Origin of the sequence: Phaeacidiphilus oryzae TH49 (assembly GCF_000744815.1) — a bacterium.
GTDB lineage: Bacteria > Actinomycetota > Actinomycetes > Streptomycetales > Streptomycetaceae > Phaeacidiphilus > Phaeacidiphilus oryzae.
The window spans coordinates 2,528,681-2,541,662 of record NZ_JQMQ01000005.1; the positions used below are offsets into that span (position 1 = coordinate 2,528,681).

At 74.0% G+C, this 12,982-nt stretch carries 12 protein-coding genes; 4 read left to right on the forward strand and 8 right to left on the reverse strand.

Features of this window, described 5'->3' with window-relative positions; all coding sequences use genetic code 11:
* Positions 1 to 169 precede the first annotated feature (169 nt).
* From BS73_RS15040 to BS73_RS15055, 4 genes are all read right to left on the reverse strand, one after another.
* A complete protein-coding gene (locus BS73_RS15040) occupies positions 170 to 1,864 on the reverse strand; it encodes an acyl-CoA mutase large subunit family protein (protein ID WP_037572724.1) in 1,695 nt (564 codons plus the stop codon).
* 108 nt (positions 1,865 to 1,972) lie between these two features.
* A complete protein-coding gene (locus BS73_RS15045) occupies positions 1,973 to 2,335 on the reverse strand; it encodes a DUF3817 domain-containing protein (protein WP_051939955.1) in 363 nt (120 codons plus the stop codon).
* A 63-nt stretch (positions 2,336 to 2,398) separates the two neighbouring features.
* Entirely contained in the window at positions 2,399 to 2,941 is a 543-nt protein-coding gene (locus BS73_RS15050; protein WP_037572726.1) for a MarR family winged helix-turn-helix transcriptional regulator, read from the reverse strand.
* Between the two features lie 16 nt (positions 2,942 to 2,957).
* Positions 2,958 to 3,317, reverse strand: coding sequence for a DUF3817 domain-containing protein (locus tag BS73_RS15055; protein ID WP_084704081.1), 360 nt, complete (start codon positions 3,315 to 3,317; stop codon positions 2,958 to 2,960).
* Between the two features lie 135 nt (positions 3,318 to 3,452).
* On the opposite strand from BS73_RS15055, the gene BS73_RS15060 reads away from it, so the two are divergent.
* Positions 3,453 to 4,295, forward strand: a complete 843-nt coding sequence (locus tag BS73_RS15060; protein WP_051939956.1) for a DUF2127 domain-containing protein — start codon at positions 3,453 to 3,455, stop codon at positions 4,293 to 4,295.
* Between the two features lie 24 nt (positions 4,296 to 4,319).
* On the forward strand, positions 4,320 to 4,817 hold the full coding sequence (locus BS73_RS15065) for a MarR family winged helix-turn-helix transcriptional regulator (RefSeq protein WP_037572728.1): 498 nt from the start codon (positions 4,320 to 4,322) through the stop codon (positions 4,815 to 4,817).
* 61 nt (positions 4,818 to 4,878) lie between these two features.
* Here the strand turns inward: BS73_RS15065 and BS73_RS15070 are convergent, their stop codons facing one another.
* Positions 4,879 to 6,234 (reverse strand): hypothetical protein, encoded by a 1,356-nt coding sequence (locus tag BS73_RS15070; protein WP_051939957.1) that lies wholly within the window; start codon positions 6,232 to 6,234, stop codon positions 4,879 to 4,881.
* 734 nt (positions 6,235 to 6,968) lie between these two features.
* Here BS73_RS15070 and BS73_RS34685 point away from each other — a divergent pair.
* Positions 6,969 to 8,186, forward strand: coding sequence for a hypothetical protein (locus tag BS73_RS34685; protein ID WP_152617615.1), 1,218 nt, complete (start codon positions 6,969 to 6,971; stop codon positions 8,184 to 8,186).
* On the opposite strand, the gene BS73_RS15075 is transcribed toward BS73_RS34685, so the two are convergent.
* The 3 genes from BS73_RS15075 to BS73_RS15085 all read right to left on the reverse strand — a co-directional run bounded on the left by BS73_RS15075 (position 8,152) and on the right by BS73_RS15085 (position 12,214).
* Positions 8,152 to 9,534 carry an SWIM zinc finger family protein gene (locus tag BS73_RS15075; RefSeq protein ID WP_037579704.1) on the reverse strand — a complete coding sequence of 461 codons (1,383 nt, stop codon included), beginning with the start codon at positions 9,532 to 9,534 and terminating at the stop codon, positions 8,152 to 8,154. The two genes, BS73_RS34685 and BS73_RS15075, sit on opposite strands and share 35 nt — an antisense overlap.
* A 274-nt stretch (positions 9,535 to 9,808) precedes the next feature.
* Positions 9,809 to 10,768, reverse strand: coding sequence for a methylmalonyl Co-A mutase-associated GTPase MeaB (meaB, locus tag BS73_RS15080; protein WP_037572730.1), 960 nt, complete (start codon positions 10,766 to 10,768; stop codon positions 9,809 to 9,811).
* A 246-nt stretch (positions 10,769 to 11,014) separates the two neighbouring features.
* Complete coding sequence (locus tag BS73_RS15085; RefSeq protein ID WP_037572732.1) at positions 11,015 to 12,214, reverse strand: acetyl-CoA C-acetyltransferase; 1,200 nt, start codon at positions 12,212 to 12,214, stop codon at positions 11,015 to 11,017.
* Between the two features lie 174 nt (positions 12,215 to 12,388).
* On the opposite strand from BS73_RS15085, the gene mce reads away from it, so the two are divergent.
* Positions 12,389 to 12,832 (forward strand): methylmalonyl-CoA epimerase, encoded by a 444-nt coding sequence (gene mce / locus BS73_RS15090; RefSeq protein ID WP_037579705.1) that lies wholly within the window; start codon positions 12,389 to 12,391, stop codon positions 12,830 to 12,832.
* Positions 12,833 to 12,982: the final 150 nt, after the last annotated feature.

Below are 12,982 nucleotides of genomic sequence, written 5' to 3' on the forward strand. Positions count from 1 at the left end.
AGCGCGGCGCCGCACCCGGCTGGGGGTCCCCTGCTCGAAGAGCTTGGGGGAGGCCACCGGGTGGCAACCCGAACCCCGCTGCCGAGTGCGGACCGTAAGTTGCGGGCCGCGCAGTTCCCCGCGCCCCTGATTCGCCCTTCGGGCTCATGCGGGGCCCGGGGCGGGAGAACTAGAAGCCCGCAGGCTCCGTGTAGACGCCCCACTCCGCGCGCAGCGCGTCGCAGATCTCGCCCAGCGTCGCCTCCGCGCGGACCGCGGCCAGCATCGGCGGGATCATGTTCTCGCCGCCCCGCGCGGCGGCCATCATCGCGTCGAGGCCGGCCCGTACCGCGGACTCGTCCCGCTGGGCCCGCCGCTCCGCCAGCGCGGCGACCTGGTCCCGCTCGACCTCGTGGCTGACCCGCAGGATCTCCAGCTCCGAACTGACGGAACCGGTGTGGCAGTTGACGCCGACGACTCGCTTCTCGCCCTTCTCCAGCTTCTGCTGGTACTGGAACGCCGCCTCCGCGATCTCCCCGGTGAACCACCCGTTCTCGATCCCCCGCAGGATCCCGGAGGTCATCGGCCCGATCGGGTGCTCGACCCCCGCGCCCTCGCCGCCGCCCATCCGGAGGATCTTCTCGAAGATCTCCTCGGCCTCCGCCTCGATCCGGTCCGTCAGCGCCTCGACGTACCAGGAACCGCCCAGCGGGTCGGCCGAGTTGGCCACCCCGGTCTCCTCCATCAGCACCTGCTGGGTGCGCAGCGCGATCTCCGCGGCCTGCTCGCTGGGCAGCGCCAGCGTCTCGTCCAGGGCGTTGGTGTGCAGCGAGTTGGTGCCGCCGAGCACCGCCGCCAGCGCCTCCACCGCGGTCCGCACCACGTTGTTGTAGGGCTGCTGGGCGGTCAGCGAGACGCCGGCGGTCTGGGTGTGGAAGCGCAGCCACTGCGCCTTCTCGGTCTTCGCGCCGTAGCGGTCGCGCAGCCAGCGGGCCCAGATCCGGCGCGCGGCACGGAACTTGGCGATCTCCTCGAAGAAGTCGATATGGGCGTCGAAGAAGAAGGAGAGCCCCGGGGCGAAGGCGTCCACGTCGAGCCCGCGGGAGAGCCCCAGCTCGACGTAGCCGAAGCCGTCGGCCAGGGTGAAGGCGAGCTCCTGCGCGGCCGTCGAGCCGGCCTCGCGGATGTGGTAGCCGGAGACCGAGAGCGGCTTGTACGCGGGGATCTCGGCCGCGCAGTACTCCATCAGGTCGCCGATCAGCCGCAGATGCGGCTCGGGGCCGAAGAGCCACTCCTTCTGGGCGATGTACTCCTTGAAGATGTCCGTCTGGAGGGTGCCGTTGAGCACGGCCGGGTCGACGCCCTGCCGCTCGGCGGCCACCAGGTACATGCAGAAGACCGGGACGGCCGGGCCGGAGATGGTCATCGAGGTGGTGACCTCGCCGAGCGGGATGCCGTCGAAGAGGACGTCCATGTCGGCGGCGGTGTCGATGGCCACCCCGCAGTGCCCGACCTCGCCGAGGGCGCGCGGGTCGTCGGAGTCCCGGCCCATCAGCGTCGGCATGTCGAAGGCGACAGAGAGCCCGCCGCCGCCGGCGCCGAGGATCATCCGATAGCGCTCGTTGGTCTGCCGGGCGTTGCCGAAGCCGGCGAACTGCCGGATGGTCCAGGCCCGGCCGCGGTAGCCGGTCGGATAGAGGCCGCGGGTGAAGGGGAACTCACCGGGCCAGCCGATCCGCTCGGCGAAACCCGGCGGCTCGTGCCCCGGCTCGGGGCCGTAGACCGGCTCGACCTGGTCGCCGGAGAGGGTGGTGAAGTCCGCGTCCCTCTTCCGCGCCCGGTCGTACCTCTCCTGCCAGCGCCGCCGTGCTTCTTGGGCTTCCATGCCGCACTTCCCGTCGACATACGTCAACTACTCGGACGTCCGACAATTTAGTCGGACGTCCTAGTAGTTGTCGACGGTGCCTGGTCAGGGGCCCGGCGGGCGGGCGCCTCAGGCGCTGACGGTCTCCTCCTCGTCGGCCCCGTCCAGGGCCGCCCCGCGGGCCGCCAGCTCGGCGGAGATCTCCCGGACGACGCGGCGCTCGGCGAAGAACGAGCAGGTCGGGATGGTGCCCGCGAGCAGCACCAGGATCAGCTTCTTCAGCGGCCACTTGAGCTTCATGCCCAGCGAGAACGCGACCACGACGTAGGCCATGTAGGCCCAGCCGTGGATGGTGCCGATGATCATCACGGAGGACGGGGCCACCCCGAAGCCGTACCAGACGATCATCGAGATGCAGAGCAGCACCAGCCCCACGCCGGTGATGTACGCGAGAGCCCGGTAAGCCTTGAGCAGGGGGGTGGAGTTCTTCACGGCGTTCGCCTCGCTCGCCTCAACCGATGGTTCAAGAGGAGAGCGTAACCGCCGCAAAATGGATCACTCGGACCGGCCCGGCGCCGCCGGTGCCCCCTCGCCGTCCGCGAAGTCCCCCGCGGCGATCCGCAGGGGCCGGAGTATGTCGAAGATCTCCCGGCACTGGTCCGGTCCGTAGCCGTCCAGACCGAAGTCCATCGCCATCAGCTCGCGGCTGGCCGACTCGACCACCCGGCGGCCCTCCTCGGTGATCGCCGCCAGCACCCCTCGGCCGTCGTCCGGGTTGGGGCGGCGGGTCACCAGGCCGGCCTTCTCCAGCCGGTCCACGGTGTTGGTGACGCTGGTCGGGTGCACCATCAGCCGCTCGCCGATCTTCGAAAGCGGCAGCTCGCCCTTCTGACTGAACGTCAGCAGCACCAGCGCCTCGTACCGGGCGAAGGTCAGGCCGTAGGGCTTGACCACACCGTCCACCTGCGACAGCAGGATCTGCTGGGCGCGCATGATCGAGGTGATCGCGGCCATCGCGGGCACCTCGCCCCAGCGGTGCTGCCACAGCTCATCGGCGCGGGCGATCGGGTCGAACGGAAGACTCAGCGGCTTCGGCACGCCCTTACCGTACCGTTCAGGCCGCCGAGGGCTGGTCGCCCTCCCGGCCCGTGGACACCGGGGACTCCCCGGTCTCCGCGGGCCCGCCGGCGAGCTCCTCCCGGGCCAGCGTCCGCTCGGCGAAGAACCCGCCGGTGGGCAGTACGGAGAGGATGAACAGCCAGGCGGCCCGGCGGAAGGACCAGCGCTGGGTCTTCCAGCCGTCCAGCCAGAAGAGGACGTACAGGATGAACAGGATCCCGTGCACCCAGCCCATCACCGGCACGGCGTTGAAGCTGGTGGTGGACTTCAGCACCACGCAGACCAGCAGCAGGATGAAGGAGACCGCCTCGGGCATGGAGACCAGGCGCAGCCGGTGGACGGAACCGCTCTTCATGGGGACCTCAGGATCGTTCGGGCGACACACGTCCCCCCAGTATCCGCCGAGGGTCCTGGCAGCCGATCAGCGCCTCCCCCTATCCTCAGGGCTGCCGACCGACCACCGGTCCGACCGTACGGGGGGGCTGCAACGATGGCCTGGAACTGGGACCGCCGCGCGTGCTCGCGCCGCGGGCACGTCACCTACGCGCCCGACGAGGCGCATCTCGTCCCTCGGCTGCGTGCCGAGACCGCGCACGGCGAGGCCTGGCGCTGCCTGCGCTGCGGTGACTTCGTCCTCGGCCCGGCGCGGGCCTCCGGCCCGGTGGCCGGGGCCCCCGAGGTGCCGCGCGGCAAGGCGCTGCGGGACCTCTTCATCCTGCGGGTGCTCTCGGTGGAGCGGGTGCTGCGGGGGCTCTTCATCGTGCTGGCCGCGGTCGCGGTGTGGAAGTTCAGCAACAGCCAGGACTCCGTCCGCGAGTTCTTCGACGACAACCTGGCGCTGTTCCGGCCGATCGCCGAGCACTTCCACTACGACCTGGACAACTCGCCGATCGTCGGCAGCATCCAGAAGACCTTCCACTACCGGCACTCCACGCTGGTCGCGGTGGCGGGGGCGCTGCTGGCCTACGCGCTGATCGAGATCGTCGAGGGCGTCGGCCTGTGGGCGGCCAAGCGGTGGGCGGAGTACCTGACGGTGGTGGCCACCGCGGCCTTCCTCCCGCTGGAGGTCTACGAGCTCACCGAGAAGGTCAGCTGGCTGAAGCTGGTCACGCTGGCCATCAACATCCTGGCGGTCCTCTATATCCTGCTGGCCAAGCGGCTCTTCGGGCTGCGCGGGGGCGTGCGGGCCTTCGAGGCGGAGCGGCGCGGCGAGTCCCTGCTGGACGCCGAGCCGCCGGTGCGGCCGGAGGCCGGCGCGAGGCCCGCGGTGCCCGCCGCGGCGGAGCCGTCCGGGGCCGCCCCCGGGGCCGCTTCAAATGTTGTACAAGATTAAACTTTTCTTGGGTATCCTGGAGACATGAAGACCCGCTCGCCCGAAACCGGCGCTCCCTCGGAGACCCCCTGGCTGACCGAGGAGGAGCAGCAGCTCTGGCGCGCCCACCTAGAGGTGACCAGGCTGCTCGACTACCAGCTGGAGCGCGAACTCCAGCCGCTCGGGCTGGCCCTGAACGACTACACGATCCTGGTCGAGCTCTCCGAGTCGCCCGACCACCGGCGGCGGATGACCGACCTGGCCGCCGCCACCCTGCAGTCCAAGAGCCGGCTCTCGCACCAGATCACCCGGATGGAGAACGCGGGCCTGGTGGTCCGCGAGGACTGCCCGGGCGACCGGCGCGGACTCTACGCGGTCCTCACCGAGCAGGGCATGGAGACGATGCGCCGGGTCGCCCCGCACCATGTGCGGAGCGTCCGCGAGCACTTCATCGACCGCCTCGACGCCGGCCAGATCCGCCAGCTCAGGGACGCCCTCGCGCCGATCGCCGAGCACCTCAGGCGGCTCCGGGGACGGGGTTGACCAGGGCTGACCAGGGCTGACCCCGGTTGAGCCCGGTTGACCCCGTCCCGGGAGGCGCCGGTCAGCCCAGGGCGTCCCGCAGGAGGCGGGCGTTCCTGATCGTCAGGCTCGACCCCTTGCGCCCGGCCACCGCGTCCAGCTCGGGGAACCCGCCCGGCCCGGCCGGGCCGCCAGGGCCGCCCGGTCCGCCCTGCGCCGCCGTCCCGCAGCGCGAGACGCACTCGGCGGCGAGCGCCAGCAGCCCCGCCACGCCCCTGGCCGGCGTCCCGCGCAGGAGGCCCGGCAGCGCCGCGGCCAGCACCGCCCAGACGGTGCCGTACGCGCCCGTCCCGGCCGCCGCGCGGAGGGAGTCGGCGACCCGGTTGGGCTCGGCCCGGCCGGACCGCAGGAGCATGTCCAGCTGCCGGCCGAGCATCCCGGCGTCCAGCCGGCCGCGGGCCGCGAGGACCAGCAGGGCGTCCACCGTCGGCTCGTCCCCGTGCGGATTCATCGCCGTGCCCTCGGCCAGCGCGCGGTGGACGGCGTACCCGGCGGGGCCGCCGGACTCGGCGACGAAGGGCAGCACCCTGGTCCGCCGCCGGCCGCCGGCGTAGACGCTCCTGGTGTAGTCCCGGGCCGTCACCTCGTCGTGGTGGTGCGGCAGTTGGGCCCACCAGAAGGTCATCGGCAGCTCGGACAGGGACCTGCTCGCCCGGGTCGGGCCGACCAGCGCGGCGGCGGCCGGCGGGAACCAGGGGTCGAGGTCGACCCCCGGGCGGGCCGGGGCCGGCGGGGCGTCCGGCGACTCCGGGCGGTACCAGTCGGCCGGCTCCGAGTCCTGGTGCGGCAGCCCGCCCTCGCGCAGCCAGCGGGCCAGCCGCCGACCGGCCTCGGAGCTCAGAGCCTCGGCGGCGGCCGCCACCTCCGGGTCCTCGGGGGGCGTCAGCCGCAGCAGCGCCTGGGCCAGGTCGACCGGGGCCGCCTCGACGCCCAGCCGCTCCAGCTCCGCTGTCCGCTCGACCAGGACGGCGGCGTCCAGCGCGCCCGTGCTGTCGGTCGGCACGGCCAGCAGGAAGGGCTGCGCGCCGGTCTCGACGAGCTCCATCGCCTCGGTGAGCCGGGCCGCGAGGAGCGTGCCGGCCAGCGAGAACTCCTCCGGCCTGTGCCGCTGGTAGACATGGAAGGCGAACTCCCTGGGCGGGTCGCCCCTGAGCGCCGCCGCCACGTCGTAGACGTCGGCGGGACGGCAGTCGCTCCACCCCCGCGACCTGCTGCGCATGATCGGCCGGAGCGCCTCGGCCAGGCCGGCCCGGTCCCGGTGGGCGTGCCGGACCAGGCCGTCCAGGGCGCGCTCGAAGGCGGCCACGCTCTGGTCGCCGGCGGCGACCGCGGCCACCTCCTGCACGACCTCGGCGAGGCTCGCCGCGGGCGCGGGCACCGGTCGGGGCGCGGTATGGCGGGGAGCACCTCGGCGTACTCCGCCCGGGCCGGCTCGGCGGGGCCGCGGTCGGCGCGGTCGGGGCGGTCGTGGTGGCGGACGGGAAGGCGGTCGTGGTGGCGGACGGGGCCGCGGCGAAGAGCTCGGCCGCACGGGCCGCCAGCGCCGGGCTGATCGATTCGGCCGCGGCGCGCAGGCCCGGCAGCACCTCCTCCCCCGCCGCCGGCAGGTGCCGGGCCACCAGGTCGAGGGCGCGTTCCTGCAGCGCGGCGTCCCCGTGCCGGAAGGCCTCCGCCGCCACGGCGACCGTCTCGGCGGCCCGCCCCGGATCCCGCCGGGCGGCCTTGTCCAGCGCCGTCAGCTGGGCCCGGACCAGCTTCTTCTCCGGGCGGAGCAGCAGTCGGCGGCCGGCCTCGGCGAAGGCGTCGCCCTCCAGCAGCCCCGCCTCGTCCAGCCCGGCCAGCACCTGCTGCGCGTGGCCGGCCACCGTCGAGGCCCGGTCGAGCAGCGCGAGGTAGTGGGCGACGCACCGGGCGTTCTCGGCGGCGGTCGGGGCCAGGGCGTTCAGCAGCGACAGCGCCTCGGCGGTCTTCTGCCGGTCCTCGTCCTCAAGGAGCCCGTCGAGGACGCTCTCGACCAGCGCGGCCCGTTCGCGGCTCATCGCCGCGTGCTCGGCCGGGCTCAGTGCCAGGGCCTTGAGCACCTGGGCGGCCTCCCGCGGCCAGAGCTTGGCGTTGGTCCACTCCTTGGCGCTGGTCAGCTGCGAGAAGACGAGGCGGACCAGGGCCTCCCGGTCGATGCCGGCGCCCGCCGAGAGGCGGGTGGCGACCGCCGCCGCCCGGTACTCTCCCGCGCCCACCGCCGGAGGGGCCGACAGCCACGCCGCCACCTCGCCGAAGGCCTCGGCCGGCAGCAGGCCCGCCCCGTCCACGGCGGCCAGCACCTCCGCCGCGTACTCGGCCGCCGCCGGGGTGGAGCGGCGGAGCAGCGTCACGTACTCCGGGACGAGGAGCGCCTCCTCGGCCGGCGTGGGCGCCAGGGCCCGCAGGAAGTCCAGCCGGCCGGGTATCCCCTTGCCGCGCCAGTCGCCGCGGATCCCCTCCAGGCAGTGCCGGGCGAGCGCGGTGCGCTGCTCGGAGAGCCCGGCGTGCTCCTCGGGGGTCAACGCCAGGGCGCCCAGGACGTCCGCGCAGTCCTCCGGGGGCGGGGCGGCCTCGGTGAACTCGGCGAAGATCCGGCGGATCAGGGCCGGGCGGTCGACCGCTCCCTCGGCGGCAAGACAGATCAGCGCCCCCACCTCCATCCGCGGCAGCCCGAAGGCCTCCCGGCAGCAGCGGAAGCCGTGGATGCCGATAGACACCGCCCGGTACTCGACGACCAGTGGGAGCAGCGCGGGGGCGAACTCGTCCTTGCGCAGCCGGTCCAGCAGCTCCTCCCCCGGGACTCCGGCCAGCAGCCCCTCCGGCAGCGTCTGCGGAAGCCGGCGGTCGGTCAGCCAGGCGGCGACGAAGCCCTCGGTGGTCGGCAGCGGGCAGCCGGTGGTCCGGATGACGTGCTCGGCCGGCGGGAACCAGAAGGCCATCCGGCCGTCGGCGATCTCGCCGAGCCGCGCGACCAGCCGGGCCCGCCACTCCGGCGGGTGGAGCTCCAGGAGCGCCACCGTCCGGTCGTGGGCGGGCAGTCGGGTGTTGTGGGCGGTCAGCCAGTCCGCGACCCCCTCCGGGGTGGTCCGGCAGCCGAGGTCGGCGAGCCGCTGCGCGGTCAGCCGCGCCTCGTCGTACTCCTCCCGGGCCGCCTCCACGGCCTCCAGGCGGGCCGTCGACTCCGGGGCCAGGTCCGCCCGTTGGGCCTGGGTCAGGGCGGCCAGGGCGGCCAGCACCCCGTCGGCGTCGCCGGCCTCGGCGAGCTGGAAAAGGTTCATCGCGCGTCCTTCGTCGAAGAGTCCTGGATGATCCGCACCGCCAGCACATGCCGGCAGGGGCCGCGGCCGCCCCGGTACCTGGCCCACCACTGGCAGGTGCAGCCGAGCCGCCCGTTCGGCCGCCCGGCGGCGTCGGCCTCGGGGCGCACCAGGTGGACGCGGTCGCCCGCGCCGACCCGGGCCAGCGGGCCGTCGAACCGCACCGCGCCCGCCGCGACCAGCTCGCGGGCGGCCCGCAGCCGCGGGTTGAACGCCTCCGGATCGCCTGCGGCCCAAGGCAGTTCGCGCCGGAAGTAGGCCTCCTCGGCCAGGTCGTAGCCGATCCGGCCGGAGGCGCCGAGCGCGGTCAGGGCGGCGCGGACGCGGTCGGCGGGCAGGCCCGTGCGGCGGGCCAGCTCGGCCGGGCCTGCCGGACGCTCCCAGTCCGGCAGGGCGGCGAGCAGCTCGGCGTCCTCCTCGGCGGCGCCGGCCGCCAGGTCGTCGAGGACGCCGCCCTCGCCGGAGAACCCGCGGCGGGCGTCCTGGGAGAGCAGCAGGAAGAAGCGCATCCCGGGCAGGCGGAGCTCCCAGCCGACGGGGGTGGGACCGTCCGCCGGGCCCCCCTCCGGCCCGTCCGCCGGGGCGTACAGCCGGACGCTCTCCGCCCGGCGCAGCACCGGCCGCAGCAGGGAGAGCCGTTCGGCGCCGGGGAGGCACACCGCGCCGGGCGCCGGGCGGCTCGCGGGGCGCAGCCCGCCGCCGGCCGGCAGCACCCAGCGGGTCGCGGCGGCGGCCTGGCGGGTGGGCGGGGGCAGCGTCCCCAGCAGGGCGGCGGCCTCGGCCGCCGGGACCTCGGCGCGCGGCACCAGGCCGGCCGCCAGCACCTGCGCCTCGGCGAACCCGCGCAGCCAGCGGCGCGGCAGCGGGACCCGCTTCTCGACGAAGCGGCCGTCGAAGGTGGCGACCTCCAGCGCGTCGGGGCCGACCGTGAGGCGCAGCGGGTCCAGCCCGGCGAGCAGGGCGAGCGCCCGTCGCAGCGGCGGGTTGACGTCCACGTTGGTGGTGCCGCGGCCGGGCTCGCCGCCGTCCAGGCCGGACGGGAGGACGTCCAGACGGGCGTAGACGCCGCCGCAGCCGGAGAAGGACTCCAGCCGCAGCAGGCCGCCGCCGGCCGTCACCACCGGGTCGCGGGAGCCGCCCGGCCCGCGGTCGAAGCGGGCCGCCGCCACCTCGGCGAGGGTCAGCAGGGCCGCCGCGGCCGGGACCGGAGCGGTCAGGAACCCGTCGAAGAAACGCGGATGGCCGGAGCCGCTGGAGGTCTCCAGGGCGATCGTGCGCTCGGCGCCGGCGCCGCGTAAGGCCGAGGGCCGCAGGTAGGTGTATCCGAATGACTGTTCCATGGTCGGCACGCGCAGCACTGTATGGGGCGGCACCGACAGTCCGGCCGAAGACGGAGGCTACTGAGCTTCACGGCGCGATGTCGCGGCCCCGGGACGCAGCGCCGCAGGCGCGCAGCGGGGGCGCGGGGAACTGCGCGGCCGGCGCCGCACGCTGCCGCACCCGGCCACGGCGCCTGGGTTGCAACCCGGACTCCGTACCCGGCGGCGGCGCCGTAAGCCGCTGGCCGCGCAGTTCCCCGCGCCCCTTGCTTGCGCCTGCGGCGCTGCGCTCGGCTCAGTAACGGCCGGTGAGAGCCGCCAGGAGTTGGTCGGCGGCGGCGTACGGGTCGAGTTCGCCCTCCACGACGCGGTGGGCGAGGGCGCCCAGCCGCTCGTCGCCGCCGAGGTCGCCGATCCGCTCGCGGAGCGCGGTGACCGCGATGGTCTCCACCTCGCGGGCGGCCCGGGCGCGGCGGCGCTCGGCGAGCACCCCGTGCTCGTCCATCCAGGCGCGGTGCTTCTCCAGCGCCTCGACCAGCTCGTCCACGCCCTCCTGGCGGGCGGCGACGGTCTTCACGATCGGCGGGCGCCAGTCCCCGGGCTGCCGGGCCTCGCCGAGGCCGAGCATGTGGTTGAGCTCGCGGGCGGTGGCGTCGGCGCCGTCCCGGTCCGCCTTGTTGACCACGTAGACGTCGCCGATCTCCAGGATCCCGGCCTTGGCCGCCTGGATCCCGTCGCCCATGCCCGGGGCGAGGAGGACCACGCTGGTGTCCGCCTGGCCGGCGATCTCCACCTCGGACTGGCCGACGCCGACCGTCTCCACCAGGACCACGTCGCAGCCGGCCGCGTCCAGCACCCGGATCGCCTGCGGGGCGGCCCAGGCCAGGCCGCCGAGGTGGCCGCGGGTGGCCATGGAGCGGATGTAGACCTCGGGGTCGGTGGCGTGCTCCTGCATCCGGACGCGGTCGCCGAGGAGGGCTCCGCCGGAGAAGGGCGAGGACGGGTCCACGGCGAGGACGCCGACCCGCTTGCCGCGTTTGCGGTACGCGGTGACCAGGGCGGAGGTGGAGGTGGACTTCCCCACGCCGGGGGAACCGGTCAGACCGATCACCTGGGCGCGGCCGGTGTGCGGGGCGAGGGCGGCCATGACCTCGCGGAGCTGGGGCGATGCGCTCTCCACGAGCGAGATCAGCCTGGCCACTGCACGCGGCCGGCCGCTGCGCGCGGCGGCGACGAGTTCTGGAACGTCCACCATCTCTCCCGGCTCCTCCTGGATCTCTTCGCCCCGGTCCCGCCCTTTCACCGTTTCCCGGGGCTGCCGCCCCGGACCCCGGTAGTAGGCCCGAAGGGCCACTTCAGGGGCGCGGGGAACTGCGCGCCCAGCGGACTACGGTCCGCAGACGGCTACGGCCACCGGGTTGCAACCCGAACTCCGCTGCCGAGTGCGGCAGAGTGCCTGGCCGGTCGCGCAGTTCCCCGCGCCCCTTGAGTCGCTGCGCAACTACGCCCGCGGCACGCGCAGCAGCAGCGCATCGCCCTGGCCGCCGCCTCCGCACAGCGCGGCAGCGCCCAAGCCGCCGCCCCGCCGCTTCAGCTCCAGCGCCAGGGTCAGCGCCAGTCGCGCGCCGGACATCCCGATCGGGTGACCCAGCGCGATCGCACCGCCGTTCACGTTCACCTTTTCCGGGGACACCCCCAGGTCCTTCATCGACTGGACGGCGACCGCCGCGAAGGCCTCGTTGATCTCGATCAGGTCGAGGTCGTCGACCGACGCCCCCGCCTTCCCCAGCGCGTGCTTGATCGCGTTGGACGGCTGCGACTGCAGCGAGTTGTCCGGACCGGCCACGTTCCCGTGGGCGCCGATCTCCGCCAGCCACTCCAGGCCCAGCTCCTCGGCCTTGGCCCTGCTCATCACCACGACGGCCGCGGCACCGTCGGAGATCTGCGAGGAGGAGCCCGCGGTGATAGTCCCGTCCTTGCTGAAGGCGGGCCGCAGCTTGCCCAGGGACTCGGCGGTGGTCTCCGGCCGGATGCCCTCGTCCTGGCTGAAGACCACCGGCTCGCCCTTGCGCTGCGGGATCTCGACCGGCGCGATCTCGGCCTCGAAGACGCCGTTCTTCTGCGCGGCGGCGGCCCGCTGGTGGGAGAGGGCGGAGAACTCGTCCTGCTCGGCGCGCTGGAGGCCGAGCCGGGTGTTGTGGTGCTCGGTGGACTCGCCCATGGCGATGCCGTCGAAGGCGTCGGTGAGCCCGTCGTACGCCATCGCGTCGAGCATCTCCACCGCCCCGTACTTGAAGCCGCTGCGCGACTTGGGGAGCAGGTGGGGGGCGTTGGTCATGGACTCCTGGCCGCCGGCCACCACGATGTCGAACTCGCCGGCCCGGATGAGCTGGTCGGCCAGCGCGATCGCGTCGAGGCCGGAGAGGCACACCTTGTTGATGGTGAGCGCCGGCACGCTCATCGGGATGCCGGCCTTCACCGCGGCCTGCCGGGCGGGGATCTGCCCGGCGCCGGCCTGCAGCACCTGGCCCATGATCACGTACTGCACCTGCTCGCCGGCGATGCCGGCGCGGTCCAGGGCGGACTTGATGGCGATGGCGCCGAGCTCGGCGCCGGAGAAGCCCTTGAGCGAGCCGAGCAGACGTCCCATCGGCGTGCGGGCGCCCGCGACGATCACGGAGGTGGTGGCGCTGTCGGTCATGATGGTGGGCCCTTTCGTTCGGACCAACTTGAGGGTTACCGCTCACGGTACTGGTGCGTAACGTAGGCGTCACCGGTGGCCCGCCGGGATGTGATCCGCGGCACCCTTCCAACCCGCCTGCGACTGCGGTGGACTTGTTCGCAGGTGAACCTACCCATCCGGCCGGAGGCCAACGTGCTGACCCGTATCGACCACATCGGCATCGCCTGCTTCGACCTGGACAAGACGGTCGAGTTCTACCGCGCGACCTACGGCTTCGAGGTCTTCCACACGGAGGTCAACGAGGAGCAGGGGGTCCGCGAGGCGATGCTGCGGATCAACCGCACCGACGACGGCGGTGCCTCCTACCTGCAGCTTCTGGAGCCGGTCCGGGAGGACTCGGCGGTCGGCAAGTGGCTGGCCAAGAACGGCGAGGGCGTCCACCACATCGCCTTCGGCACCGCCGACGTGGACGGCGACTCCGAGGCGATCCGCGGCAAGGGCGTCCGCGTCCTGTACGAGGAGCCGAGGCGGGGCTCGATGGACTCCCGGATCACCTTCCTCCACCCCAAGGACTGCCACGGCGTGCTCACCGAGCTGGTCACCGCGGCGCCGGGGGCCGCCGAAGACGATCACTGAGTGAGAAAGGCCGGCTTCCCGCTCCAGATCCGGCCTGGTCCATGAGAAAATCCCCCGGTGCCAGGGGCGCGTGACGGCAGCGGCGGGGCGGGCTGGGGCGGGGCGGGAGGCGGACCGCTCGCCCAGGACTCTCCAGGATCTGTCACCATT

Coding starts and splice junctions, on each gene's coding strand:
- BS73_RS15065 (WP_037572728.1), top strand. CDS start 4,320: ATGAAGACCCGCTCGCCCGAAACCGGCGCTCCCTCGGAGACCCCCTGG.
- BS73_RS15085 (WP_037572732.1), bottom strand. CDS start 12,214: ATGACCGACAGCGCCACCACCTCCGTGATCGTCGCGGGCGCCCGCACG.
- meaB (WP_037572730.1), bottom strand. CDS start 10,768: ATGGTGGACGTTCCAGAACTCGTCGCCGCCGCGCGCAGCGGCCGGCCG.
- BS73_RS15055 (WP_084704081.1), bottom strand. CDS start 3,317: ATGAAGAGCGGTTCCGTCCACCGGCTGCGCCTGGTCTCCATGCCCGAG.
- BS73_RS15060 (WP_051939956.1), top strand. CDS start 3,453: ATGGCCTGGAACTGGGACCGCCGCGCGTGCTCGCGCCGCGGGCACGTC.
- BS73_RS15075 (WP_037579704.1), bottom strand. CDS start 9,534: ATGGAACAGTCATTCGGATACACCTACCTGCGGCCCTCGGCCTTACGC.
- BS73_RS15040 (WP_037572724.1), bottom strand. CDS start 1,864: ATGGAAGCCCAAGAAGCACGGCGGCGCTGGCAGGAGAGGTACGACCGG.